Source organism: Mesorhizobium sp. M7A.F.Ca.US.010.02.1.1, assembly GCF_004023085.1.
In the GTDB taxonomy this organism is placed as follows: Bacteria; Pseudomonadota; Alphaproteobacteria; order Rhizobiales; family Rhizobiaceae; genus Mesorhizobium.
In genome coordinates this window covers 1-24,039 of sequence record NZ_RZRV01000028.1, presented here as the reverse complement: position 1 = coordinate 24,039, position 24,039 = coordinate 1, and the positions used below count along the sequence as shown (strand labels likewise).

The window sequence follows — 24,039 nt, the reverse complement described above, 5'->3', positions numbered from 1 at the left end:
CACTATAGTGTGTCGTACCATAGTGCGCGCCATAGCATCCGTTGTTTGATGAAACTTCGCGGCGTTTTTGGCCTGAACGTGCAGCGGCTTCGGAGAGAGCGAAAACTCTCTCAGGAGCAGTTGTCTTTCGTTTCGGGCCGCACGCGCGCCTATATCAGCAGCGTCGAGGCCGGGCGTCGCAACGCCACGCTGGATACAGTCGAAATTTTGGCCAAGGCGTTGGATGTCGAGCCGCAAGAGTTGGTTTCGGCAAGCCCGGCAAGTAAGCGCGCTATTCGAGTGGCGAAGCCCGCGGCTTCAAAGTCGAACGATTGAAGCCAAACTTCCTCGATGTAGTACTGGCAGGATTTGCACTTATCTCGTCTTTGTGACGCGGGGTTGACTCCTTTAGTGTACATTCTATGCGTGCCCCATTGAAGGCGGTGTCTAGACAGCCATAGGTTGTTCCGCGGGGTAGGGCCTGACTGTGGTTGAGGTCTTCCAATGGAGAACGAAACTGTTGTCGATCTTTTTGCGGCGATCACGAGGATCGATACTGCGCGCTCGGCCGAGGCAATCCTTCAGGAGTTCCGCTTAGCCATGGAGCGCTATGGCTTGCGCAATTTTCTGATCACCGGACTGCCTGTGCCGCACGGTACGGACTGGCAGCGTGAAATTCTTGCTGATGGCTGGTCTCCTGAATGGCATCGTCGCTACGTCACCGAGGACTATTTTTTGCACGATCCTTGTGTCGCCCAGTGTCGGCACTCGCCTGAGCCTTTCCCATGGGCCGAGCTGCCGGCCGCAAGGCTGGTTCCACGCGCGAAGCTGGTCATGGACGAGGCGGCCGAGTTCGGGATGAAAGAAGGCATCTGCGTCCCAATTCATGTCCCATTGGCCGGGCCAGGCGTCGTCACGATGGCGAGTGACCGGATGGACGTTCCGCCAAGCGCCATGCCCCTTATCGAGACGCTTTGCGTGCATACCTTTCGCAGCCTCTCAGGGTTGGGAACACCGAGCGATGGCGATGAGCCCACGCCCTTGACGGCACGCGAGCGCGAACTCCTGGAGTGGAGCGCGCAAGGCAAATCCACCGATGACATCGCTTGTATCCTCGGTGTTACCCGGAACACGGTTGAAAGCCATCAGCGCAACATTCGAGCAAAGCTCGACGCGATCAATGTCGCGCACGCCATCGTCAAGGCGCTGCGACGGCAGGAAATCCAGATTTAGCAATACCTGAATACCGTCATACGTACGGCAAGTCCGTTTTCCTACGACCCTCCGCCTGGAGGCGTAATGGTTCGTATACATCTGGTCGATTGGGACAACAGGAAGCACTACAGGAAAGTTCTGGAGCGCTACTTTCGCATTCGGTACGAGATTTACGTCAAGCAGCGGCGTTGGCGCGCCGTCGCACGGCCCATCAATATCGAGATCGACGCCTTCGACAACGAGCATACGCTTTATGTTCTGGCGCTTGACACCAACGGCAAGATCGTAGGCGGCTCTCGTCTCGTGCCGACGCTGGAGCCGCATCTCATGAGCGAAGTGTTCCCGGGTCTCGCCGACGGCAGGCCTCCGCGCGCGGCTGAAATCTTCGAGTGGACGCGTTTCTTCGTCGTTCCATCGCTTCGCACGCAGGGCGCCTCGTCGCCGGTCGCCGGCTTTGTTCTCTGCGGCCTGCTTGAGACCGCGCAAAGTCTGGGGATTCGACAGATCAGCGTGGTGTGCGAGACATTCTGGCCAAAACGGCTGCGCGCGCTTGGCTGGACGCTCACCAAGCTTGGCGACGTTCTCGAACATCCCGACGGCGACATCATCGCGCTGCTGATCGACGTCACGCCCGAGGCTGTTGAACAGACACGCCGCGCTTACGGCATCAGCGGCGTCATACTTGCGGACAAGATCTAGGCTCGAAGCCAGGCACTTGCGGACAGCCCGCGAGGCGTCGATCATCAGGGTATATTGTCATCGCGCCCATTTGCGCGGTAGTCAGCCTTATGATGTGTCGAACCCGATTGATGGACTCATGAAGCCGCTGGTCCTGATCTCCTCAAAGGACCCGGATTTTTTCCTGGTTTTCGGGCACATACTTTCGGTAGCTGGCTTCGAAATACGGCTCATCACGGGAGACCGGGAAATCGCACGCGCCATCGAGGCTTCAGCCCCGCTTGCCGTGATCATGGACTGCCATCCAGGCGACCGTGCAGTGGTCAAACAGTGCACCTGGTTGAAGTCCAGCGCCGCAACCAAAGGGACTCCGGTCGTGAGCCTGGTTGCCCCGCGTTCGGGCAAGCTGCATCTCGACTTGATCAAGGCTGGCGTCGACGAGATATTTTCTCGGCCCTTCGCCCCCGAACAGCTTCTGGCCTGGCTGCATGGCAAAGCGGGCCTTGCCAAGCTGTCGCGCGAAACGGACTCAGGTGAGTTGGTGCACGGCGATTTCCGGCTGGAGCGGCAGACTCACCGGACATTCTTCAGGCAAAAAGAAATCGTGATGCCACCGATCGAGTTCAAGCTTTTGCGCAGCCTTTTGGCGCAGCCCGGCAAGGTCTTCAGCCGCGAGGAACTGGTCGCGACCGCGTGGCCTGAACATGCCGCCGCAACCGACGTGCGGGGCGTCGACGTCCATATAGCCAGACTGCGCAAAAGGCTTCGGGCATCCGTGGGAAGCGATGTGATCCGGACCGTCCGCTCGGCCGGTTACGCGTTCGCGCCGGAGTGGTAACCTGCTCAGCGATCCCAGCATGTGGCGCGCTTGCGCGCCGATTGCCGGCACGCAGGGTCCACACGCATCTGCTCTCAATGGCTCAGGATGGTATCCAGGAACAGTCGGGCGCGTGGGTGAGCAGCTGTTGAGAAAAAGTCTTTAGACGAGGCATGCTCGACGATGCGGCCTTCGTCCATGAAAACGATCTCATCCGCGACTTCGCGTGCGAAACCCATTTCATGGGTCACGCAGACCATGGTCGTGCCGCTTCCCGCCAGCGCGATCATGACGTCCAGGACTTCCTTGATCATCTCCGGGTCGAGCGCCGAGGTGGGTTCGTCGAACAGCATGATGCGGGGATTGAGGCAAAGCGCGCGCGCGATCGCCACCCTTTGTTGTTGACCGCCCGAGAGCTGGGCCGGGTAGGCCTGCGCCTTTTCGGGAATGTGCACCGCTGTCAGATGCTGCATGGCGATCTCTTCGGCTTCCCGTGCCGGTTTCAGGAGAACGCGGCGCAGCGCCAGCGTGCAGTTGGCGAGCACGGTGAGGTGCGGGAACAGGTTGAAGCTCTGAAACACCATGCCTGTCTGCCGGCGCGCCTTCGTGGTATCGCGGCCATCTTTGTCCAGCGTTGCCGCGTCGAACTGAATCGTTCCCTTTTGGAAAGGCTCGAGACCGTTGATGCAGCGGACCAAGGTCGACTTGCCGGAGCCGGAGGGTCCGCAAACGACGATGCGTGCGCCCGCATGGACCGAAAGATCGATGCTTTTCAAAACGTGCAGGGCGCCGAACCACTTGTTGAGGCCGTCGATCCGGACATGAGGGATGGATTGAACGGCCCGGACTGGATGGGGGGCTTGAGCAAGCATCAGCGGCGTCCAGCTGCAAGCAGGCGCTGCTCGACGCGCTTCACGCCATAAGCAAGTAGCAGCGCCAAGGCGAGAAACAGAATGCCAGCGACGGTGAGCGGCTCTGCATATCGATAAGTCTCGGAAGCAATATCGAAGGCGCGTCCGAGCATTTCGGGTACCGCCAGGATTGCGAGATAGGGCGTCGCCTTGAGGATCGAAACAAGATAGTTGCCCAACGGAGCGGCGACGTTGCGCAACATCTGCGGCGCGATGACGAAAACGACCGTGTCGCGGCGGGTAAGCGACAAGGCTCTCGCCGCTTCCTGCTGGCCTTTCGGGATCGCGTCGATGCCCGCTTTGAACACCTCCGCCAGATAGCCGCTGTAGTACAGGCTCAGCGCCAGTATGCCGACCGTCATGGCGCCAAGCCGGATCCCATAGAAGGGCATGACGAAATACAGGAAATAGAGCCAGGCTAGAACCGGCGTCGAGCGGATGAAGTCGATCAGGAAGCGGACGGCGAGGCCAGTCGCACCGCCTCCGCGGCGGATCATTTCGAAAGCGAAGCCAAGCGCCGAAGCGCCGAAGCAACTTAACGCCGTTGCGAGCAGGGTTGTTCCAATCGCCCCGACGATCGTCGGGACGGTCGATAGCGCGAAATCGAAGTTAAATCCCACGCGGCGTTCCTCTTTCAGGATTGACCCGCGCCTCGAGCCAGCGGCCGGCAAGTGCGATCGGATAACAGACGATGAAGAAGGCCAGCAGCAGCGCCGAATAGATCGCGACGGGGTCGTAGTCGGTCTGCGCGATTTCCTTGGCGCGGAAGGTCATGTCCGTCAGCGTGACCAACGAGACCAGGGAAGTCGCCTTGACGAGCTGGATTAGGTTGTTGACGAAGGTCGGGCTCATCGTGACCAGCGCCTGCGGCAGCTCGATCAGGAGCAGGATCGCCGGGCGCGAGAGGCCGAGCGCCATGCCCGCCTCGCGTTGGCCAGCGGGCAGAGACTGCAACCCGGCGCGAACCGCCTGGCTGGCATAGCCGCCAGTGTTGAGGCCGAGCACCAATGCACTGACGGTGAGCGCCGACAGAGTGACCCCCATCACCGGCAGAACGTAATAAAAGAAGAAGAGCAGGACGACGACCGCTGAGCTGCGCCAGAATTCGATCACGGCGGTAACCAGAATGCGCGTCATGCCGGTGGTCAGAAACTGCGCGACGCCGAAGACGAGCGCGAAGGGGACTGCAAAGACCAGGCCATAGGCCGTAACCTCTGCGGTGATACCCAGCCCTTGCAGAATGCCCAGCCAGATCTCGATCATGCGCATGGGGTGCCACCACTCTTCGTCGAGGCGGGCGGCGACGATGTCAATATCGTTTCGGCGTGCCAGAGGAGGGCGGTTTTACGCCGAGAAATCGCGCTCTCCGGATCGGATCTCATGACATCCTCCGCGTCGTGGAAAGAACGATCGCCCGTAGGGGCAGGCCATCGGTGGTTCTCTCATAGACCCGGTCGGAGTCGTTTGTCAATATACATGTACACCATATTGCCAAAGTTTACATTGTAGCGCGGCTGCCGTCGCCACCGCCATTGGCCGGTAATTGCACGCCCCGCTAGGATGACGGCTGAAACCCGTTGGATCGGACCGCTTCAGGGCTCTTTTGATCGTCCGCGATCGGGCGTTGTTTGACGCGTTCCCGGCGCAAACGGGGACAGGATGGCTATATCGCCCAACGATACCGAGGGACGGGCGCGCAGCTTGCGCATGCTGCGCACCGCGCTCCGACCCGCCATCGCCCGGTTTCTCGACTATCCCGCGATCGTTGAGATAATGCTGAACTCGGATGGCCGTAACGATGTTCACCGACATCGACATGCCGGGCAGTATGGATAGCCTGAAACTATCGGCCGCTGTTGGCGATCGATGGCCGCCCATCAAGATCGTAGCGACATCGGGGGCATCGCGTCTTGGCGGCAGCGGATCTCCCGGAAGGGAGCGCGTTCTTCGGCAAGCCATATGACCACGCAGCGGTAGCAACCTGCCTGCGAGGCCTCCTGTCGCTCTGATGGCGATGACGGAAGGCGGCCAACCTTAATGAACGGTTTAGGCCACCGAGGTCACTGAAAGACTATTGCGCAAGGCGATCAGGCTGGACTTTCAGCGTGACAACAAGACCATCCTTTGCCCAGTCGTAGAGAATCGAGCCGCGCAGATGACCAGTTACGCTGCGTTCTACCAATTTGCTTCCATATCCTGGAGCAGCGGTCGGCGCCTCGACGGGAGGCCCGCCGCTCTCTGTCCAGACGATCGAGACAGCATCACTTTGCGCCGAACACGAAACATCCAGCGTCCCAGTCTCGGTCGACAGAGCGCCGTATTTGAGGGAATTGGTTGCAAGTTCATGGATAATAAGTGCGAGGATTGTTGTTGAAGATTCACCAACGCTCATCCTGGGCACTGCAACCCGAATGCGACCGCTGAAAGCGCCCAGATCATCATACGGCGCCAGAAGTACTGTCAAAAGATCGCCTAGCAGCGCCGAAGCGGCCTCGGTTTGACCCGGCACAGGCCTGACCAGATCGTGGGCGCGGCCCAAGGCAGTCAGCCTCTGTGTCAACTCGCGTGCCATGTCGTTGGTCGTGGTCGTCGAACGGGAGGTGATAGCGGTAAGGCCGGAGGCGATGGTCAGCAGGTTCTTGACACGGTGGCTCATTTCGCCGGCCAGAAGCTCCCGACCTTCCTCCGCCTGTTTTCTCCCCGTGACATCAATGAAAATGCCGAACATCAGCCGCTGGACCATCCCTTCATCGTCGCCTTGCCCCCGGGCCGAGATCCATTTTAGCTCGTCTCCGATCATGATCCGGAAATCGATCTCGTAGGGGCCTACAATTGCCCGCGTCGCGTTGAAAGCGGCTCGCACACGGTCGCGGTCGGCAGGATGGATGTGCGCGGATAGGTCTTCAAATTTGACGTCCGTGGCACGTGATATGCCCCACAGGTCATAGGCCCGATCATCCATGGCCAACGCATCGCTGTCCACGTTCCACGACCATAGGGTGACGCCTGCGGCCTCGATGGCACGGATCAGGTTCCTGGGCTCCCATAGGAGTGGTTTCAGATGTTCCGCTGTGGTTTTCATGGACGCTCGCAAGATCGCAAGGAGGTTTTGACGAATGGCCAAAAAGGGATCTCAGATCCAGTTATTCCAAGTCTGAGAAAAAGTCGCAGATCAGATCGGCAAGTTTGGTTGCCTCAAAATCCGTCATGTGGGCAGCTGTTTGCACGGCGGCCGTTTCGAGATCGTCCTGATCGACCGCCAAAAGATCAAGAATTCGGGCAAATCTGATTTTGAGTTCATGCGCGCCTTCGAATTCGTCGATCGTGACCTGAAGAATCCTTGGTGTAGCATCAATCAATCGGGTTTGAATGCTGTCAGGCGACGATGCAAGGATACGTATAGCCGCGAAAAACTGTTCGCGCGCATTGGTGTGTATTTCGTCCATGGGGTACCTTCTTCGCTGCAGGCACGCCCTGGACGCGGGGCGTGAAGCGCGACGTTTAAGAGCGAGAGATAGGGCGTGCTGTTGCGGCACCGCAATGGTCGCTGAGGCTGGATCGCGGGGATGGTTTCGGACCCTCCACGTTAGAAGGGCAACCCCGAGTACCATAGTTCTCCACAATTACCCAGCCCTCTGGAACGCGCACGTGTCCCCGACGCACGTGCTGGGACGGCGATCGGTGATATGAAATGCACAGGGCGACGCATCGCGATGGCAATTCCATGCACGACCAAGCAGGGTGTCAGTCGCTTTAGCGACACCGGCCGCCGCCATCCGTATTCTTTCGCCGACCCTCAACGTCTGCATCAGTTCGCATCTCGGCGTCCTCTATCCCCCACGCTGTACATAGGCCGCCATGGAACTCGTTAACGATCTCGCCTGCATCTCGTGACAAGTTCAGCAGCAATTTTCCGGTCAGCAGCCGTCGTAAGCTGGAACCAAAGTCCGTATGGAGTGTTGAGGTGGGCTAGTTCCGCGCGGTAGATTTCCTCCTGACTGGCGCGTGCTTGAGGCACGAGTTCGAAGGATAGCCGCCGAGGGAATTCCAATAAGATTGGTTTGGATGGCGGGGCCGGTGGCGTTGCTGCTGGGGCTTGGCCGCCAACCGGCTTTCGCCGTCTGTAACATTTCCGATGCCAAGCTTGAGGAATTGCGTAATCCGGGTGGAGCATAGCTACTGGAGCCAGCTTATCGTCATTGTCACATCGAGGTTAGGCTTCGGCCCCATCATGCCGCAACGGGCGATGGCGGACCCAAATGTTACGCTGGACCGCGCCGGATAAGTTACGTCGCCTGGGGGATATACCCTGAAGTGCGAGCTACGAGGCGGGTGGCGTGCGCCTGTCCGCTGCTTGATGGCTGTCATGTGGCCGGAAGCTGAATAGCAGCTTCACGCTATACAACTTCAAAAAGCCGACGTTCAACGATGATCTACATCAGCTTGTAAGTGCCAAGCAACTCACCACTTGACCCGCAACCCCAGTGAGCCGGTCAGCGCATGACTGTCACCGAAGTCTTTGAGGCCGTTTGAGTGACATAGTTAGTCAATATTAGATTCAGCTTATTTAACGAGATATCTTACGAGCTGCGAGAACAATCTCGCGCTGGGCAACCCTTGAGCTCACTCGATGGGAATGGCAAATGACGCTTGGTCCGGTGAGTGCTTCCCCGGGCGACGACATGGCGCCCGCATGGATCTGTAGGGTAAATTGCTGTGCTCTTGGCCTCAGCCAAGTTTGGCATCTAAATAGCTCTGACAGCTATGGGGTGGTGCGAGAGCCGAATGGGGCGGCGGTCTACCTGCCAGCGACTAGGCCCACAGCAGCAAAATGTTCCGGCCATTTCTTGACCCGTTATGGTGCACAGCGTCGCCATTTTTTGCCAATCGTTTCTACTCCGCCGTGGGAGGCAGTACGGGGCGGCCCCCAGGGTGTCTACCGGATGAACTCGACTTCCTTCCCGGGTGCACATCATGCCGGCTCGTTGGCCGCGATCACAAATTGTTGGTTTCGTACGAAGCAGAGTTCTGTACGATTCCAACCCTTTAACTTTGTACACCCCTGTTTTGTAATTCCGCGGCTGAGGGGACGCCGTGCATCAGTTCGCATTTCACTGTCAATCGCGCGCCAGAGGGCGTAAGTTCTCCAAATCGTCTGCACGTGTTTACGGGCGCGGACGGCAGGGAGATTGGAAAGCTCTTGCCCCAAGCGGGATTGAGCTATGATCAATCCACAGGACGATTCCTTTAAAAACGAATTGTTGCGTCGGCTTAGCCCTGGTGACCTGGGGCTTTTGCAGCCAAACCTTGAACTGTGTGACCTCAAGCTGAAAATGACCTTAGAGAAAGCCGATTCGGAGATCGAGACGGTTTACTTCCTGGAGGACGGCATCGCTTCTGTTGTCGCGACTGCTTCAGGTAAGGAAGCCGAGGTTGGGCTTGTCGGTTTCGAGGGAATGACCGGTGCCGCGCTGGTGATGGGCGCTGACTATGCCCCGCATGAATGTTACGTTCAGTCGCCCGGTAGCGCTTTCCGGATCGGAACCGAGCCCTTCCAGCAGGCTCTTGCGAACAGCCCAACATTGCGCCTGTTCCTGTTACGCTATGTCCACTACTTCCACATTCAGACCAGCTATACGGCCCTCATCAACGCAAAATCAAACCTTGAAGAGCGTTTGGCGCGTTGGCTTCTGATGTGTGACGATCGGGTCCACGGCGAACGCCTTGCGATCACCCACGAGTTTCTAGCCGTCATGCTCGGAGCAAGACGCCCGGGAGTTACCGTTGGGCTTCAAATGCTGGAAGGACGCGGGCTCATCTATTCTCGGCGGGGCGAAGTCCGTATTAGGGACCGCAGCGGCCTTGCGGCCTGCTCAAATGGCACCTACGGCAAGCCAGAGGCCGAATACGTTCGGCTCGTTAAGACCATCCATGCCGGACGTAAACCACTGCTGTAGACAGCCATGCCGATCTATCCGACCTTGAACCTCTGATCCCCAGCGGGCGACAAGGAGGGCGGATTGTCTGCCAACCCCTTCGCAAGAGATTTGAAGCCCCGCTCATACAAACATCCAGGATGCCAGTAGCAGGGCGCATAAGGATGAGGTCAGGGCAGCGGCGGCAAGAAGCACCCCAGCGCTATTCTGCCATTGTGCCGGTGGCTCGTGCACCAACCTGTTCGGCGGCGGCTGATTGTCATTCATCACGCTGGCGCAAACCTGAGAATAAGCACCCGCTAGCCATCGTAGCGGCTTGCGGGTCCTTCCAGCACAGGAAGGGACGTAGCTGTGCCGATTTCACGACTGAAAGAACAATCGTTTCGTACGGGTTGTTCCGGCTAAATCTGGCTGCAGGACCATTGCGTTTTGAGGAAGGACTTTGGTCCGTCGCTATTGAGACCGAAGTCCCCCAAAGGAACGTTTGGCGCGGAGTTGTGTTTTCGTGGCCGGCACAGAACGTGCACGTCAATCGCCCACTCTCAACCGGACAAACAAGATGATGAACCTTGAAGTCGAGACGTCGCAAACCCTCGTGGCGCGCCTGGCTGATCTCCAGGCGAGAGTACGGGCAGCACGCATAACCGAGGCCGAAATAAAGACCTTCCAAAAGGTTGCAGCCATTATGGAAGACGGTGGCGGCCAGATTGCTGGCGACGACCTGATCGCTGCATCATTCCTCGTCGAACCAGGTGCCTTGAATGGCTAGGTACCCTGGGGTCGGCCTCCTTGCGGCCCCAATCCCATCGGCTTTAATCATTTTGTTTACCATTGCTTTCTAGGGAGGCTGCGATGGAAAGCGCCAACACGAACAGGGCGCCCGCTCGCGTTGAGGTCGGAGAGGCCTGCGGAGAGTGGTTCGTCCGCATAGTAGCCGACGACGAAGAACTTACCCGCTCATTCGACTTGGAATCGTTCGCCCTGTCCTATGCGGAAGGCCAGCGGATACGGCTGGGACTTTCCGAGTTCAAGCGACGGTAGGAAAGGACAAGATGCCTCTGTCTGAAAGCCTGCAATCGGTCGAGATGGAATTCCGATGCTCGGAATGTGCATTGGGCTTTGTAAAGCCTGGGCGCTGGTTTGAGTCTGCCGCTCAACATCGTTGCTTCGGCTGCCAGCACCTCACTTACCTCACGTATCCGAAGAAATTGGCATTGTTCGACAGATACGCCAAGCTCAGCAATGCAGCTTTTACGGCGAGCGTACGCGTTCTAGACCGGCAATGATGTCGTCGACCTAGCGCTCATGTCGCTTATCCAGCAAACGGTCTCGGCCGCACAATGCTCAAATCAAATTTGGTTGGCAGGTCGGGTCTCGTATTGTGAATGGCGGTGGTCGTCATTCGATGGACGGGCGGGATGATTACCATCCGGACGTTTCGTTCAGGCCAGAGCGGCTTTCCGAAGATCAGGAACGCGACTGCTATCAGGACGGCGACCAACCCCGCTGCAAATGCGTTCGCAATGATCTCACCAAGCTGCATGCGCTCTCCGTGAATGATTACCCGCCACGCCAAGCGAGCCGTGGCGGGTAATCAACGAACCGGCGATGAAGGGACGATGATCGACGGCCACGTTCCCAATGTCGAAAAGGCTGTGTTGTTTCAGGGGTCAGACCTTTGCGCCTCGGCATCGGGCTTTAGTCGGACCTAGCAAGGCTTTCGCGTAGCGTCATTGGCAGAGGGTTGGCCTAGCAGCGTCAACGCGAAGGCCCGTCACTGATCAGCAATGACGGGCCCTGCCTCGAGACCACTTGGCCGGGGGGACTAAGCCAAGCTAACAACCAAACTTCATTTTCAAAGCCAGGTTCCCTTGATGTGCAAAAATCGGGGTTTCAGTGGGGCCGCCCTACTTGCGGCCAATGGTGGCAAAAAGACCGCTGGTCCTGTTGTCAGCAACGATCAATGGCTTCATGCTCTGATCCCTACAAACGCACGGCGTGGAGAAGCCTCGATGTCACAGACCGATGAAATTCTAATTACCGCTGCCGTTCAAGGCTACGTTTTGGCCATGTCCACGGCTGCCGAAGAAGGACTGCGGGCAGCCTTTCACCCACATGCATCAATCGTCGGTAACTTCGAGGGCGCGGTCGAGTGGTTGAGTGTTGACGCTTACGTCGGGGAGGTGCTGGGTGCCGGCTTGCCGCCGAGCCACAGCCCCAACTGGACAGTCGTATCGCTCGACATCACGGACGATGCAGCCACTGTGAAGGTTGAGGACGAATTTGGGAGCACCAAGTTCACCGACTATCTTGCACTGCTCAAGATCGCAGGAGAATGGAAGATAATCAGCAAGCTCTACCACCTTCACAATTAGAACCGTCCCGAGCGCAGCCCAAAGAGCTGGCGACCTGTAGCCTGCTTCGGTCCTCTAGCGCCTTTTAAGCTTGAGCTTAGCCCTTAGCCGTTAATTCGCTTCGAGGCCTCGGCTTTGGTTGAATCTTCAGCTTAGCTTTTATCGTCGCTCGCCTGCTCACAAGTCTTCAGGTTAGGAACCTTGCGACGAGTCATTGGCTCGTTACCCGTTGTCCATTCGTCAGGATACTTGCTGATGCTTTCGCTTCTGGCTTGGGATGAAGGCTTGCATTACGCTCTCGGGAACGACACAACACGTTTGATCTGCTTTTGTTCCCATGATCGACATGTATTGGGTTGAAGAGGATGGGGTGTTCGCGGATGCAAGATTACTGGTGCTGGAACAATCCGACAAAATTGCTTAGCTTTCGCTCGCGGTCGCCAACGATGAACCGACGGCCAATTGCGCGAGAATCTAAAGACCCTCCGCACCCGCAGTTTACCTCAACACTGAGGACACAATCCCCATGAAAGCAATCGTAGCGACGGACCAGGCTGCAGGAATGTCCGGGATGAAGTTGGTGGAGCGGTCCGAGCCGCAGCCGGCAATAAACGACGTCGTCGTACAGGTTCATGCGGCAGGATTCGTCAACACCGAACTGGATTGGCCCTCGACGTGGGCCGACCGGGCCTTCCGTGACCGGACCTCTTCAATTCTCGGCCACGAGCTGGCCGGTGTGGTCACTAAGCTCGGCTACGGCACCACAGGGCTTTCTATTGGCCACCGGGTGTTCGGCCTCGCGGACTGGCATCGCGACGGCACCCTTGCTGAGTATGTTGCCATGGAGGCCCGTAACCTCGCGCCCCTGCCCGGCGACGTCGACTTCACGGTGGGCGCGAGCCTGCCGATCTCCGGCCTGACCGCTTGGCAGGGGCTGTTCCAGCATGGCCGTCTTCAGGCGGGGCAGAGCGTCCTCGCGCACGGCGCGGCCGGAGCCGTCGGTTCGATGGTGGCGCAGCTTGCAAGGGAGGCTGGAGCCTATGTCATCGGCACCGGGCGCGCCGCCGACCGCCAGAAGGCGCTCAACTTCGGTGCAAATGAATTTGTCGACCTCGCAAATGACACCCTTGAAGATGTAGGCGGCGTCGATCTGGTGTTTGATGTCATTGGCGGCGATCTCCAGAAGCGGTCTGCAACGCTCGTCCGGCCCAGAGGTACCCTTGTGACGGTCGTCGGACCAACGGACAATCGACCTGCTGATGGCCTGACAGTTGATTTCGTCGTCGAGGCTGATCGGGCTCAGCTTTCTGAGATAGTGCAGCGGATCCGGGATGGACGACTGCGGACGAACATCGGCAAGGTTTCGAGCTTGGATGATGCCGTCGCTACCTTCAACTCCACCGAGCGACGCGCGGGAAAGACGGTTGTCCGCGTTCGTACGTGAGAACCTGGGGGCGACGACGGGTTCTCTCTGTTGTGGTCGCGTTTAGGCAGCTGAAACGGTGAGGCGCAAAGCGCCGTTCACCAGAAGTCATGCCCCGCCCATAAGCGCGCATGGCAGCAGCGTCTCTGATTTCAAAGCGGTAATTTACTCTTAAGCCCCATCCGGTAAGAACCTGTATGGACGAGATTTCTGAGAAGCTTTTCCATCTCTACGACAACACACCGGTGTTGATGGCAGCCTATGACGGCTTCGACCGCCTCCGTTACGCAAATGGAGCATTTCGTTCAGCGTTTTTCCTCGACGAGGGTGAGACGCCGCTTTGGTCAGATCTGATGCGCCGCAACTTCAGAGCGAGTATAGGGACAGTTGTTCGCGATCCCGATTTCGAAACATGGCTGATTTCGACGCAATCGCGGCGCGGCAAGACAGGCTTTAGAGAGTTCGAGACGGACCTTGCTGACGGGCGTTGGCTATGGATGACGGAAACGATCCAAAACGACGGCTGGATGCTTTGCATCGCCAACGATATCACCAGGTTGCGGTCCCATGGGCGGTCAGTCCGACAAGACCGCGACAGGGCTATAAAAGCATCCTACACCGACGACCTGACCGGCGTTGCCAATCGCCGTTTTGTGAACGCGCGTATGGAAGAAATGCTCCAGAGACTGGACGTTCTGGGCTGCGTCTGCCTGCTCGACCTCGACAACTTTAAATACATTAACGACAGGTTCGGGCATCACTCGGGTGACATCATTCTGCGCGACTTCGCGGTGCGGATTCAACGTCAGGTGCGACGGTCTGACTGTTTCGGTCGCGTGGGCGGAGAGGAATTCGTGTTGGTCTTACCCGCCACCTCAACGTCAGAGGCAGAACTGATTGTAGAAAGGATGCTCGCGGCCATTCGCAAATCGAAGCCGCTTAGGCAAAAAGCGGATTTCGGGTACACTTTTTCTGCGGGTATTGCGTTGGCCATATCTGGCGACGCCGTCGCTGATGTGCTGTCGCGCGCCGACACGGCTTTGTATTCCGCGAAGATCGCGGGGCGCAACCGCATCCATTTGGCGGCTTAAACTAATTGAACGTCTGCAGGCCGAGGAGCGTAGAGACTTCCCCGTCCGCAACGGGGGTGGTTTGCGCAATGGTTCCGTACAATTTTAATCGCTTCGGCCAAGTGCCCACATTGAGATTGGCTAATATACGGCACGTTCAAAGCACAATAATGTTAAGCTAGACCTTTGCGCGCTGATGCAAGACATTGATCCTGTCATTGTCTAGCGCAAGAAGAGTGTATACAGACCGCGTTACGCCTTGGCCTTTCGCCTTGTTGTCGCTTTCTTCGGTGGCGTTTTCGCAACTGCCTTGCGGCCAAGGCCGGAAGACTTAGCGAGCTCCGACCGTTGAGCCGCGTAGCTCGGCGCCACTATCGGATAGTCTCGTGCGAGGCCCCATTTGGCTCTGTACTCGTCGGGTGTCATTCCCAGCAAACCAAGGTGGCGCTTCATAGACTTGAACTTGCGTCCGTCCTCAAGGCTGACGATGTAATCGCGAAACACCGACTTCTTTGGATTAACTGCCGGAACGAGCGCGGGCGGCAGCGCTTCCACCGGCTGACTCAATCCCGACAAGGCAGAATTCACACTGGCGATCAACTCGGGGAGACCGGCCGCCGGGATCGCGTTCTTCTGAACATACGCCGCCACTATGTCGGCAGTGAGCTGCAATAACTGGACCTGCTGAGCTTCAGCGTCATTCTGCATGGTTCAAGGCTTTCCCATCTGATGTGCCTCTGTCTCTATTAAGGAGGTGCACAAAGTGCAACGGCCCGCGGATAATGAATGGATCTCACGCGAAGAAACTTGTCCATTTTGTAAGGCCAATGGGCACCTCGCGTGACCTAAGTAGCCCCGTACTTCCGTGCCGTAGTGGCGCTATGCCCGATGCGTTTGGTGGGCCGCTCAAATTTTCTGCAGAGTCGAGTACACGACTATCATAGTTAATTGTGGCTGCCGGTCACCTTGCGTAATCAGAAGCTCACAGTAGCTTTCCCGCGGAGGATGGTATGTTATATCCAGGTCGGCTTTTGGAGCCGAGCGATATTGTGGTGCTTGCCCACGTTTGTCAGACGGTCTGCAAAGAGCGCGGTGTACGTGTCGCTTCGCAGGACGGAGAGCGCATAGCTGCACACGTACTCAGACTGTTTATGAACGGCTTGACTGGAGAGAATGAACTGCTCGATGCTGAGCGGAATTGGGCTCGACAGAGTGACCTGTCGTCCCAGGAGCTTCCCGTCAACGACGCAGAAATGAGAGATGCCGCCTGATCCGTTTGATTGTTGCAGCCGAACCCCGTCACCTGCGATAGGTCGGGTGATCGGGAACAAACCTTATTTTTGAGAGTTTGTAGAGCCGTTTCAGCGGGCGACTAACCGAAATGCTTCTTGCCGTGAATAGTGCGATCTCGACGGCCGTTTTGGCTGGCAGAGGCGTCAATGCGGAAGTGTTTGGTGTGGTCGACCTCACCACTAAAGCTGAGGCAAAAATCGGTCCCGTCACCTTGGGTATGGCCATTCAGTTCGTGGCCAACGCTTCGGTGCTTGGATACGATGTTCGCGGAGCCATGATCTTCTATGGGGAACCGGGCACCCCGAGTCTAAGGGCAAGAGAGTGCGAACGCTTGTGGGCGCAGTTTGGCGGCGCACTTCTGCGCCCGAAATCTCAGAATGGGAGCATCATTCTCCATCCGGGGTAAATGTTTGGCAGATCACCGGCACGACGGTCGATCCGACTAGTGCCGCAGGCTCTCACCGGGCCGAACAAACCGGTAGGAGAAACGAAATGGCCGACCCTCCGCGCCTGTGCTGGCACGATCAAGAGCGCCCAGCAATGCCCTCAAGGGCAAGGCGCAGATCTAAGTGATTGGCGCCCTTCAGAACCTGCTTTGTACGTTCCGGCCCTTGCCTTTTTCGGAAAGTGCACCACAGAATGGGCCATTGAGGTTCTGTCTCTCTGGGAGGATGGGATGGACATTCAAGCACCTGTTCGGCCTGCGCAGCTAACGGCCAAGGAGCTGGTTCGCGAGGCCCTGTTGGGCTCTCAACCGGGCGACATAATTTCCGTGAAGGCGACCATTGCATTAGTGCGCGAGCGCGGCCGTGACCTTCGGGAAACCGACTGCCAACTAGTCGAAATGATCGTTAATACAGCCTCCATTTGGCAGCTTTTCGTCGCATTCGACGTGCGCGAACCCTGATGCCCCTTCGTTGGTTCAACCCGCCTGTCTACGTCAAAACCGACCGACCGGGGTTCCGCCTTGGGATCAGCCGAATCGACACTGCCGCCGAGGAACTACTGAAGTGGTCCAACCGTGGTCCAAAGTGGCGGTCGGCGGCGGAGGCATGTCTGTCTGCGATGGATGGCAAAATGCCGATTGGTGACTTCCGGCTACTGTTCGAGGCTGCGGCCGACCAAGAGGAGATGCTGCTGCCGGATTAACAACGTTATGCGGGTCTGGTAGCTATGGCGGCGGCGAATTGACCAGCGCCTTTAAGGCTTCGGGTTCGCCCTTAGCACGGCCCGCTCAGCCTCTCCACCATGTCAGGTGGCGCCCGCAGAACGGTGACTTTGCGGAATTTCGACGCTATCAGGCGCTCCTAGGCAGTCGTACTTAGAGGTTACCTGGGGCGGCCCTTCGCTTCAGGTCGACAAGATTCAGAACGCTGACGAGATCGCGGGAATACTCCTCGTCAAGATACTCCGCCGGAGCGCCCCACGCGTCTGCTGGCTGCCCAGTGAACACGTCAAACACCGTCCAGGTTTCGTCGGGCTCCTTCCTGAGGTCGTATCTTTGAGAAGTCATGCCGTCGCTATTTTATGTCTGCGGTCGGGTTCGTCAAGCTGTGACCGGCGGATCGCGAAGGGCTTGGCTGAACGGATTATGAGCGAGCCAGCAGGCTCAGAAATCGGCACCTGTTTGCGCAGCCCTTTGGTGCAGATAGGTAGAGTCAAAATCTGCAGCGCGGACGAGCCCTGCCCAGTCGGTCGCATGAAAACGCGAGCCAACGGTGGATATCAGACCGTCGCGTCTAAGTTCCTGAAGCACCCGGTTCACGTGCACGGTGGAAAGGCCAAGTGCGTCGCCAAGTGCAGCCTGCGTGATCGGAAGGTGGGCCACACGATCCTCAATGCGGCCCACGGAGTGCAGGCGGACTATCAGTTCGCAAAGAAGGTGAGCCATACGAGCATAGGCGTCGCGTCTCCCGACGTTGGTGACCCACTCTCGATAAATCGCCGCATCGATCACCGTCGAGCGCCAAAACACTCTCGTTATCGAAGGGTGCTGGTCGCAAATATCGTGAAGAGCGTCATGCCGCATGAAGCCCACCCGCGTCGGCATGAAAGGTGTGAAAGTGGAATCCATGACCGACAAATGCAAACCATGCAGGTCGGGAATGTCGCCCGGAACAAAAAAGGAGGAAATCTGACGCTTGCCGTCGCCGGTTAGTTTGGTCGAGCCTATCAAGCCGTCCAGAACGACGAAGGAAAGGGTCGGTTTGTCGCCCTCGCGCAGAATGTCTTCGTTGGCATGATATTCCTTCTCCTGAATCGAGATGTTCCCCAAGAGCGCAATATCTGACGGTGCGAGTTCCGAGATGGTCTGGAGCTTGCGGATTAAAATGTTCGAAGAGGGAGCCTGTGCCATCAAGAACCTGTTTGGGGTTGGCCCTAACTTGCTGGGGGCGCTAATGTTCTCGAGGGCGGCATGGTTGGTGACCTTAGATTGTGCTTGATGCCTTTGGCCTCCCGCATCAGGGAGGACCAATTCGCTCCTAGAAGCGATATCAACTCCAGGGCTTGCGCCTCTGTGATGTCTGTCTCTCCGATAAGCCTTGGGACAAGGCGACGCTCGAGTCAGACCTCAAATTCGTGCTCCCCTATGACCTACCACTCAGAACCCTCTAAACTATAACATATGTTAATAAGTTCCTATCTAAATGACTGTTTTGCGTGAGGCTCCTCCCTTTCGGCTGCGCCCTCCGAGTCCCAGCCCGCTTTCGCCGCATTAACATATGTTATTGTCTAAGGAGCATTTTCGGGCCTGCGGCCGTTGAATTGCCGAGGAATACTCAGGGAGGCATACCTTTCAATGCCGTCGGTTTCCGTACTGGTTGTGGAGATGAAAGCATCATTCTCTTGGACATCGAAAGCTCCCTCCGGGAGGCCGGGTTTGAGGTGATTCCCGTCTCAAAGGGCCTTGAAGCCATTGCAATTTTTGATCGTGAGCCGGAGCGAGTTGCGGCGCTGCTCACAGATATCAGGCTTGGAGACGGCCGAACCGGGTGGGATGTGGCCCGGCACCTCCGAACCGTCAATCCCACTATGCCGGTGATATACATGAGCGGCGATGGCGCGGACGACTGGCCGTCGCTTGGAGTGCCCAACAGCCTGATGATCACCAAGCCATTTGTTATGCCGCAGATCATTATCGGGCTGGCAACTCTCCTCAATCAAGAGAGCGTGAAGCAGCTACCCGCCTCAGAATAGCTGCGAGGTGGTAGCTGGTTAGTCATAGGGTCTTCGCGCAGCCGCGTCGGTCAGGCGTATCGGTGCGGCCGTAGCTTTCATGGCCAACTCGAAGTCTATGCCCGGTTGTTCCGCAAATCCGAGCCAGGTCGGGCGCCCTGATAGTAGGCCAGCCCACCGACACTGCGATGCATTGCCAAGGCCTCCCGAAATGTGCGGCACATTCGGACGGCAAGCCAAAGATCGCCTTCGTCCATGTGGCCTTCTTGAAAGTGACGGATCACCGCCGGAGCGATGTGCTCTGCTTCTTCGCTCGCATGGTCGAAATTTCGCTCGAAACAAAGCCGCTCGAAGACCCGTTTGCAGGTCTGCAAATCAGCGGGGGAAAGGTTTGGGTGATCGAGTCGGTTCAACATCAAGCGCCTCAAAACGCAACGTGCAAGAACGTTCCCTCAGAACCGATTTAGAGATTGCAAGGGGCGCGAGTCAATGAATGGTTAAGGACGTACATTTCGGGTTTTGTCCCGGTTTGAAATGCAGAAAATCGACGGCGGCGTTGCGGGCGTCTCAAAGCCCCGAACGCTTCGAAGGTCGTAACTGATGGTGTGGGCGCCCGAAAACAATGGCAACGAACCCTCCGGGTGTAGATCGCGGCGGCTGTCCTGACCGTAGCCTTTCGCGCTCTGCTACAAGCTGCGATGATTGAGCCGACAACCTCTCAGTATCTCGGATCGTCTAGCATCCAGCCGGCGTGCTACCTCGTCCGTTCGCTCTAATGTCCGCTCCTCGATGCGGCCAGGGTTCTGCTCAACATCGCTATGAGGCGCAAACCCGCCGCACGCTCGCTACGGCGCTGTTTACGGCGCGCTCGCGAGCGGCTACGCGCGGGACTTATTCTGAATGACTGCTTTTCGCTTTGGAAACGAGTGTTTTCGGCTCCGTGCCTTCGAGATGAGAACTTTGGTCAATACCGGAATCCAGGTATCTGTCGTGATGTCGGGTTCCCTAGTGACGCCATGTTGGTAGCGAGCGAGTTGCTTGCGCCGCTTTACTGCGTCAGACGAAACCGTAAGAGTGTGTCAGCAATTGACCACGGATGGCTCGAGAAATACCCCGCGCACCTGAGCAAGGGGTACGCCTCCTGTTACAGATTCGCTCGGCCCCAGTTGCCAGCAATTGGCAGCGGATATCCGGGATCGATGCTGTTAACGTTCGGATCTGAATAGCGCAGGTATTCTCGACCGCGGGTCACATAGGTTTTGCCATTGGAGAGCTTAACCATAGCGTCGAAACCACCTTCAAACGGCGCGGGGAGGGTGCCCCAATTGCCGTTTAATGGTTTTGGGTAGCCTTGATCGACCTTGTTGGCACTGGGGTCTGAATAGCGCAAGTACTGGGCGCCACGGGTAATGTAGGTTTTTCCGTTGGACAGCGTACAAATCGAGTCGAATCCACTCTCGAACTCGCGCGGAAGGTTGCCCCAGTTGCCTGCAAGACGCCGCGGATAGGTAGGATCAACGAACCTGGCATCTGGATCCGAATAGCGGACGTACTGGTCACCCTTTGTGACGTACGTCTTTCCATCGGGCAGCGTTGCCATGGAGTCGAATCCCGCAAAGAAAGCTGGGGGCAGCGCACCCCAATTGCCGGCAATCGGCTTTGGGTATCCGACGTCGATCCTATTTGCGCCAGCGTCGGAATACCGAACATAAAGGTGGCCGAAAGTCGCGTAGGTCTTGCCGTTCGGCAGAGTTGCGATCGAATCGAAGGGGCCAGTGAGGGGAACTCCAAGGCTTTGATCATCATCTCCAACGACGAGGCGCTTCCACGCAAATTCTGACAGCACCGGCTCCTGATTCCAAAGATCTGGCCATTTCGTGACGTCGTTAACCGCCGCTACACCAATGTCGTAAGTAGCGGCTTTCGCCGGGAACGTCGCCGAACGTTGATCTTCTTTGGCATGCCGCGGATTTAAATGCTGGCCGTTCTCAACTCTCGCAATCACAAAGCTGTCAACGTCCGTAGTTCCAGGGCCCTTTCCCCAACCGACATGAATGTATCCGCCACTGGCTCTGAGCTCGGTGATCGTCGGAGTTGATGGCTTACTTGTTGTCGCCGGGGGGCCTTCAGACGCAGGTGCAGGTAAGTTTACAACTATTTGCGTCCAGATGCTTCGATCCTCGATATTCACCATTTCACCGGACGGCAGTCTGGCGAACCAGTAGCTCACCCGTGGAGGATATTGTTCGCGGCAGCAAAATAAATTGGTTTATGGTGCTGTATGACAGGTCGATCTTGAGCTCTCCGACGTTGCCTTTCGCACCGGAGATCTGCTGGAAGTCTCCAAAGGTGCTAGCCCCCGATGTTCGCCATAGTTCCACTCTGTCGCATGAAGCACCCGGTAAGAAGGTCCACTTGAAGCTGACTTCGCAACCGCTGGCGTTACAAGCACCAATGATTGCTCCGGTTGCATCCGAAAAGAAAAACGACATGCTCGCAATCTCCCTCCGGCCAAGTTGACCGGGAAGTTTTGATGAAACGGGGCATCTGGCCACCAGCGAAACCACTGGCGCGTGAGTGCAAACTAAGGAGGCGGTAAGATAGCGATAGTCGTCATTTGCCGACAGTCAGAACTAGAGCAGGCTTGCTTTCGGTCGTGGTTAAGCAGATCGGAAAAAACTATCGCGCATTGTACTTGCCAACCACGCGATGGCAGATGGCCAGTCGATCCTGCTTTCCGTGAACGTCAGGGCAGGGCGGTACTGCTCCAGGGTCCATTCACGGCGGGCTCCTCGTCGCTACTTTCCTTAGGCGGAGGGTAAGAGAACACGCAGTTGCAATCGCGCGGGGGTTGGAGATGTGGGTTTCACCAAGGCGTTGTCGTCAGGCCAGCAGGCCGGGACCATGACTCGCCAAGCACCAGGAAATCGCAACCGCCTTTCACCTTCTGTACACCACTGGCCCCTTGACCTAATCGGCGGCGCCGAATGTCAGGATGCGAAGCTGTGAACTCACAAATGGGAATGAGCGAGTCGAATTCGGATGGTGTATGTCACCCGTAGCGAATTCAAGGAATTCGGGTTCTACGTAGATCGTGTGCATATACGACGGTTCACCTAATATTTCTCCGGTGGCGGAGCAGCATTCCCTACCTCACGGCACATTGGAAGACCGTCCCGTTTGGCCGCCGCTATGCCGCTATAATGCGTCCGCAGAACACGATAGTGGGTTTGAAGTGGTAGCGGGAGAGGGATACCGCGAATACCGTGCGGCCACTGAATTCGTTACCAACCGGATTGACGGCTCAAAGGCGGATGTTCGCAGGGATACCCACGAACCCCATTGTTCTCCGTTGCGTCCAGTTGGGCTGGGGACCTGGATTCGAACCAGGACTAACGGACTCAAAGTCCGTCTGCACATTTTTAAATCATTGCGGTTTACATCGGCGTGCCGCTACCATCTCGCTATATGACCAAGAGCGACGCCGCAGCGTCCATCGCGGTTGTGTCATCGCCCTCGGAAACACCCCTGTGTCCAGCGTCACCACGAATGACGAAATGGCCCATGCGGGCCTGCACGACTTTCGGCGCAATGCACCGCTGGAACCGGCCGAGGCTTAGAAAGCTGAAGCCAGGCAAGCCGAGCCCGCCATCTTGATGTTGGCCGAAGTGCCGATTGCTGCTTCCACCTCGTACGGCAACGACGGAAGCCCGCTTCGGCGGGTTTTTTGGGTGTGGCGGCGAATTTGGGTTACGGGCCCGACATCGTTTGAGGGACAACCGATGCTCCGCCGCCACCAGCCTCAATCATTGTGAGCACGATAAGTTCCTCGAACGCGCGATCGATGCAGGACGGAACCATTGGTCTTTTAAATCGTTTTAAGGCCATTGGGGATTCAACCACCCCTTAAGGAGTGTAATGAAAAATTTGATATCGGGTTTCTGGCCGCCGCGTTGTCGGCTTCATTTGCGGTGACGGCCGCTGGGCCAGCTCATGCAGCTCAGACTTTCGTCCCCATGGTGTCGACATCTTCCGACACCCAGATGATCGACTACAAGCCGTGGCGGAGGCATCACTCATCCAACGGCAACTTCTCCCGCAACGATGGCGCTAATTGGAACGGCCATCGCGGATACCGTGAGCATCGGCGAGGCTATCGTCGGCATGGTGATTATTGGTTCCCGCTCGCAGCTTTTGCGACGGGCGCGGTGATCAGCGGCGCGATCATAAACAGCCAGAGCCGCGTTCACCGCGGCGATTCGCATACAACATGGTGCTATGACCGCTACCGCAGCTATCGTGCGTCGGATAATACCTTCCAACCGAACTATGGACCACGCCAGCAGTGCAACTCGCCTACTGATGAGATAGGTCGGGTCGTCAAAGCCCCGCTTCGGCGGGGCTTTTTCATGTCGCCATGTTGCTATTCGCAGCCTCCGCTCATTGCCATGCCTTACAATCAACGGCTTATGTTGCCATCCATTTCGAAGATGGCGACACGGCTTTCGGCAATTTCGGCGACTAAGTCATTGTTTTTGCTTGGCTGCAGCATGACGGTGGTCGCTGGTTCCAGGAAGTTTCTGGAGTGCCGCCCAGACCCGGTCGCGCAGTTCGCGATTTTCTATGCCGGTTTCGATCCGCTCATCGTCCGGCAGTTCATGTTTTCCCAGCCGATCCGCACGGTAATCAGCGGCAACGCACGAATCCCCGGGTGAAGACGAACGATACGCGCGGCGATTCGTTCAAAGAGAAGCTGACTGGATGAAAGTGAAGAACGATGTTGGCGCAGGCGGAAATGGGAACAGCGCGGAGCGCGGATCATCACGGTTCTTGGTGGTTCAGGCTTCATCGGATGAGGTGGACAGAATAGTCACATATCAAATACTTAACAGATCATGGGGTGAGAAAGGGCCGTTAGAGGGGACACATCTCTGGTGACCACTCGTGCTCTTACACGTTCCAGCACGGGGGAGATTACTAGTTTCCAGATGTCCCGATTAGCCACGGGTTCAGAATGTTCGTCCGTATCGATCCAATGATCAGCCGGCATCAACGGAGCGGCCCCGTATTCCGGTGCTCCTGAAATGACGTGCGTGTCGAGTTCGTCGAGATTACTGGTGCCAGGTATCGTTCTCCAGAAGATTCCCCATTCCGACAGTTTGTCAGCCGAAGCCGCGGAAGTAGAG

The 24,039-nt window shown here is 57.3% G+C and carries 23 protein-coding genes and 2 pseudogenes; 15 read left to right on the top strand and 10 right to left on the bottom strand.

Annotated features, from left to right (window positions below):
* Positions 1-48 precede the first annotated feature (48 nt).
* The 4 genes from EOA19_RS24045 (at position 49) to EOA19_RS24030 (ending at position 2,710) form a co-directional block, all read left to right on the top strand.
* The gene (locus EOA19_RS24045) at positions 49-315 is read left to right on the top strand and encodes a helix-turn-helix transcriptional regulator (RefSeq protein ID WP_127297274.1); all 267 of its coding nucleotides are present in this window, start codon (positions 49-51) and stop codon (positions 313-315) included.
* 168 nt (positions 316-483) lie between these two features.
* Positions 484-1,212: a LuxR family transcriptional regulator gene (locus EOA19_RS24040; protein WP_128304990.1), complete on the top strand. Its 729-nt coding sequence runs from the start codon at positions 484-486 to the stop codon at positions 1,210-1,212.
* A 66-nt stretch (positions 1,213-1,278) separates the two neighbouring features.
* Positions 1,279-1,893: an acyl-homoserine-lactone synthase gene (locus tag EOA19_RS24035; protein ID WP_128304989.1), complete on the top strand. Its 615-nt coding sequence runs from the start codon at positions 1,279-1,281 to the stop codon at positions 1,891-1,893.
* Between the two features lie 118 nt (positions 1,894-2,011).
* Positions 2,012-2,710, top strand: coding sequence for a response regulator transcription factor (locus tag EOA19_RS24030; protein ID WP_128304988.1), 699 nt, complete (start codon positions 2,012-2,014; stop codon positions 2,708-2,710).
* 74 nt (positions 2,711-2,784) lie between these two features.
* Here EOA19_RS24030 and EOA19_RS24025 read toward each other — a convergent pair whose 3' ends face one another.
* From EOA19_RS24025 to EOA19_RS24015, 3 genes are read right to left on the bottom strand one after another with little or no spacing between them, the layout of a single operon-like run.
* Positions 2,785-3,561, bottom strand: coding sequence for an amino acid ABC transporter ATP-binding protein (locus EOA19_RS24025; protein WP_128304987.1), 777 nt, complete (start codon positions 3,559-3,561; stop codon positions 2,785-2,787).
* Complete coding sequence (locus tag EOA19_RS24020) at positions 3,561-4,220, bottom strand: amino acid ABC transporter permease (RefSeq protein WP_128304986.1); 660 nt, start codon at positions 4,218-4,220, stop codon at positions 3,561-3,563. Before EOA19_RS24020 ends, EOA19_RS24025 begins: the two co-directional genes overlap by 1 nt.
* Positions 4,210-4,869, bottom strand: a complete 660-nt coding sequence (locus EOA19_RS24015) for an amino acid ABC transporter permease (RefSeq protein WP_128304985.1) — start codon at positions 4,867-4,869, stop codon at positions 4,210-4,212. Before EOA19_RS24015 ends, EOA19_RS24020 begins: the two co-directional genes overlap by 11 nt.
* Positions 4,870-5,259: 390 nt before the next feature.
* Here EOA19_RS24015 and EOA19_RS36550 point away from each other — a divergent pair.
* A pseudogene (locus EOA19_RS36550) lies at positions 5,260-5,491 on the top strand (hypothetical protein); the annotation flags it as partial.
* A gap of 180 nt (positions 5,492-5,671) precedes the next feature.
* On the opposite strand, the gene EOA19_RS24000 reads toward EOA19_RS36550, so the two are convergent.
* On the bottom strand, positions 5,672-6,682 hold the full coding sequence (locus EOA19_RS24000; RefSeq protein ID WP_127297249.1) for a sensor histidine kinase: 1,011 nt from the start codon (positions 6,680-6,682) through the stop codon (positions 5,672-5,674).
* Positions 6,683-6,743: 61 nt separating this feature from the next.
* Complete coding sequence (locus tag EOA19_RS23995; protein WP_127297248.1) at positions 6,744-7,046, bottom strand: hypothetical protein; 303 nt, start codon at positions 7,044-7,046, stop codon at positions 6,744-6,746.
* Between the two features lie 1,776 nt (positions 7,047-8,822).
* Between EOA19_RS23995 and EOA19_RS23990 the strand changes: the two genes are divergently transcribed.
* From EOA19_RS23990 to EOA19_RS23950, 5 genes are all read left to right on the top strand, one after another.
* Positions 8,823-9,557: a Crp/Fnr family transcriptional regulator gene (locus tag EOA19_RS23990; RefSeq protein ID WP_128304984.1), complete on the top strand. Its 735-nt coding sequence runs from the start codon at positions 8,823-8,825 to the stop codon at positions 9,555-9,557.
* Positions 9,558-10,095: 538 nt separating this feature from the next.
* Positions 10,096-10,305: a hypothetical protein gene (locus EOA19_RS23985; RefSeq protein WP_164893017.1), complete on the top strand. Its 210-nt coding sequence runs from the start codon at positions 10,096-10,098 to the stop codon at positions 10,303-10,305.
* A gap of 1,243 nt (positions 10,306-11,548) precedes the next feature.
* On the top strand, positions 11,549-11,911 hold the full coding sequence (locus EOA19_RS23965; protein WP_128304980.1) for a nuclear transport factor 2 family protein: 363 nt from the start codon (positions 11,549-11,551) through the stop codon (positions 11,909-11,911).
* A 505-nt stretch (positions 11,912-12,416) separates the two neighbouring features.
* Positions 12,417-13,334, top strand: coding sequence for an NADP-dependent oxidoreductase (locus EOA19_RS23955; RefSeq protein WP_128304979.1), 918 nt, complete (start codon positions 12,417-12,419; stop codon positions 13,332-13,334).
* A gap of 176 nt (positions 13,335-13,510) precedes the next feature.
* The gene (locus tag EOA19_RS23950) at positions 13,511-14,404 is read left to right on the top strand and encodes a GGDEF domain-containing protein (protein ID WP_128304978.1); all 894 of its coding nucleotides are present in this window, start codon (positions 13,511-13,513) and stop codon (positions 14,402-14,404) included.
* A gap of 231 nt (positions 14,405-14,635) precedes the next feature.
* On the opposite strand, the gene EOA19_RS23945 is transcribed toward EOA19_RS23950, so the two are convergent.
* The gene (locus EOA19_RS23945; protein WP_128304977.1) at positions 14,636-15,091 is read right to left on the bottom strand and encodes a MucR family transcriptional regulator; all 456 of its coding nucleotides are present in this window, start codon (positions 15,089-15,091) and stop codon (positions 14,636-14,638) included.
* 673 nt (positions 15,092-15,764) lie between these two features.
* Between EOA19_RS23945 and EOA19_RS23935 the strand changes: the two genes are divergently transcribed.
* From EOA19_RS23935 to EOA19_RS23925, 3 genes are all read left to right on the top strand, one after another.
* Positions 15,765-16,082, top strand: coding sequence for a hypothetical protein (locus tag EOA19_RS23935; protein ID WP_128304975.1), 318 nt, complete (start codon positions 15,765-15,767; stop codon positions 16,080-16,082).
* A 270-nt stretch (positions 16,083-16,352) separates the two neighbouring features.
* Positions 16,353-16,583: a hypothetical protein gene (locus EOA19_RS23930; RefSeq protein ID WP_128304974.1), complete on the top strand. Its 231-nt coding sequence runs from the start codon at positions 16,353-16,355 to the stop codon at positions 16,581-16,583.
* On the top strand, positions 16,583-16,825 hold the full coding sequence (locus tag EOA19_RS23925; RefSeq protein WP_128304973.1) for a DUF982 domain-containing protein: 243 nt from the start codon (positions 16,583-16,585) through the stop codon (positions 16,823-16,825). The genes EOA19_RS23930 and EOA19_RS23925 overlap by 1 nt, the downstream gene beginning before the upstream one ends.
* Positions 16,826-17,285: 460 nt before the next feature.
* Here the strand turns inward: EOA19_RS23925 and EOA19_RS23915 are convergent, their stop codons facing one another.
* Entirely contained in the window at positions 17,286-18,032 is a 747-nt protein-coding gene (locus EOA19_RS23915) for a Crp/Fnr family transcriptional regulator (RefSeq protein ID WP_023809607.1), read from the bottom strand.
* Between the two features lie 491 nt (positions 18,033-18,523).
* Here EOA19_RS23915 and EOA19_RS23910 point away from each other — a divergent pair, with 491 nt between their 5' ends.
* On the top strand, positions 18,524-18,874 hold the full coding sequence (locus EOA19_RS23910) for a response regulator (RefSeq protein WP_245273111.1): 351 nt from the start codon (positions 18,524-18,526) through the stop codon (positions 18,872-18,874).
* Positions 18,875-18,969: 95 nt separating this feature from the next.
* Here the strand turns inward: EOA19_RS23910 and EOA19_RS23905 are convergent, their stop codons facing one another.
* From EOA19_RS23905 to EOA19_RS23895, 3 genes are all read right to left on the bottom strand, one after another.
* A complete protein-coding gene (locus EOA19_RS23905; protein WP_128304972.1) occupies positions 18,970-19,269 on the bottom strand; it encodes a hypothetical protein in 300 nt (99 codons plus the stop codon).
* 728 nt (positions 19,270-19,997) lie between these two features.
* Positions 19,998-21,083 (bottom strand): hemopexin repeat-containing protein, encoded by a 1,086-nt coding sequence (locus tag EOA19_RS23900; RefSeq protein ID WP_128304971.1) that lies wholly within the window; start codon positions 21,081-21,083, stop codon positions 19,998-20,000.
* Positions 21,049-21,345 carry a hypothetical protein gene (locus tag EOA19_RS23895; protein ID WP_128304970.1) on the bottom strand — a complete coding sequence of 99 codons (297 nt, stop codon included), beginning with the start codon at positions 21,343-21,345 and terminating at the stop codon, positions 21,049-21,051. The genes EOA19_RS23900 and EOA19_RS23895 overlap by 35 nt, the downstream gene beginning before the upstream one ends.
* Before the next feature lie 1,440 nt (positions 21,346-22,785).
* Between EOA19_RS23895 and EOA19_RS36020 the strand changes: the two are divergent.
* Positions 22,786-23,211: pseudogene (locus EOA19_RS36020) on the top strand (BA14K family protein); the annotation flags it as partial.
* Positions 23,212-24,039: the final 828 nt, after the last annotated feature.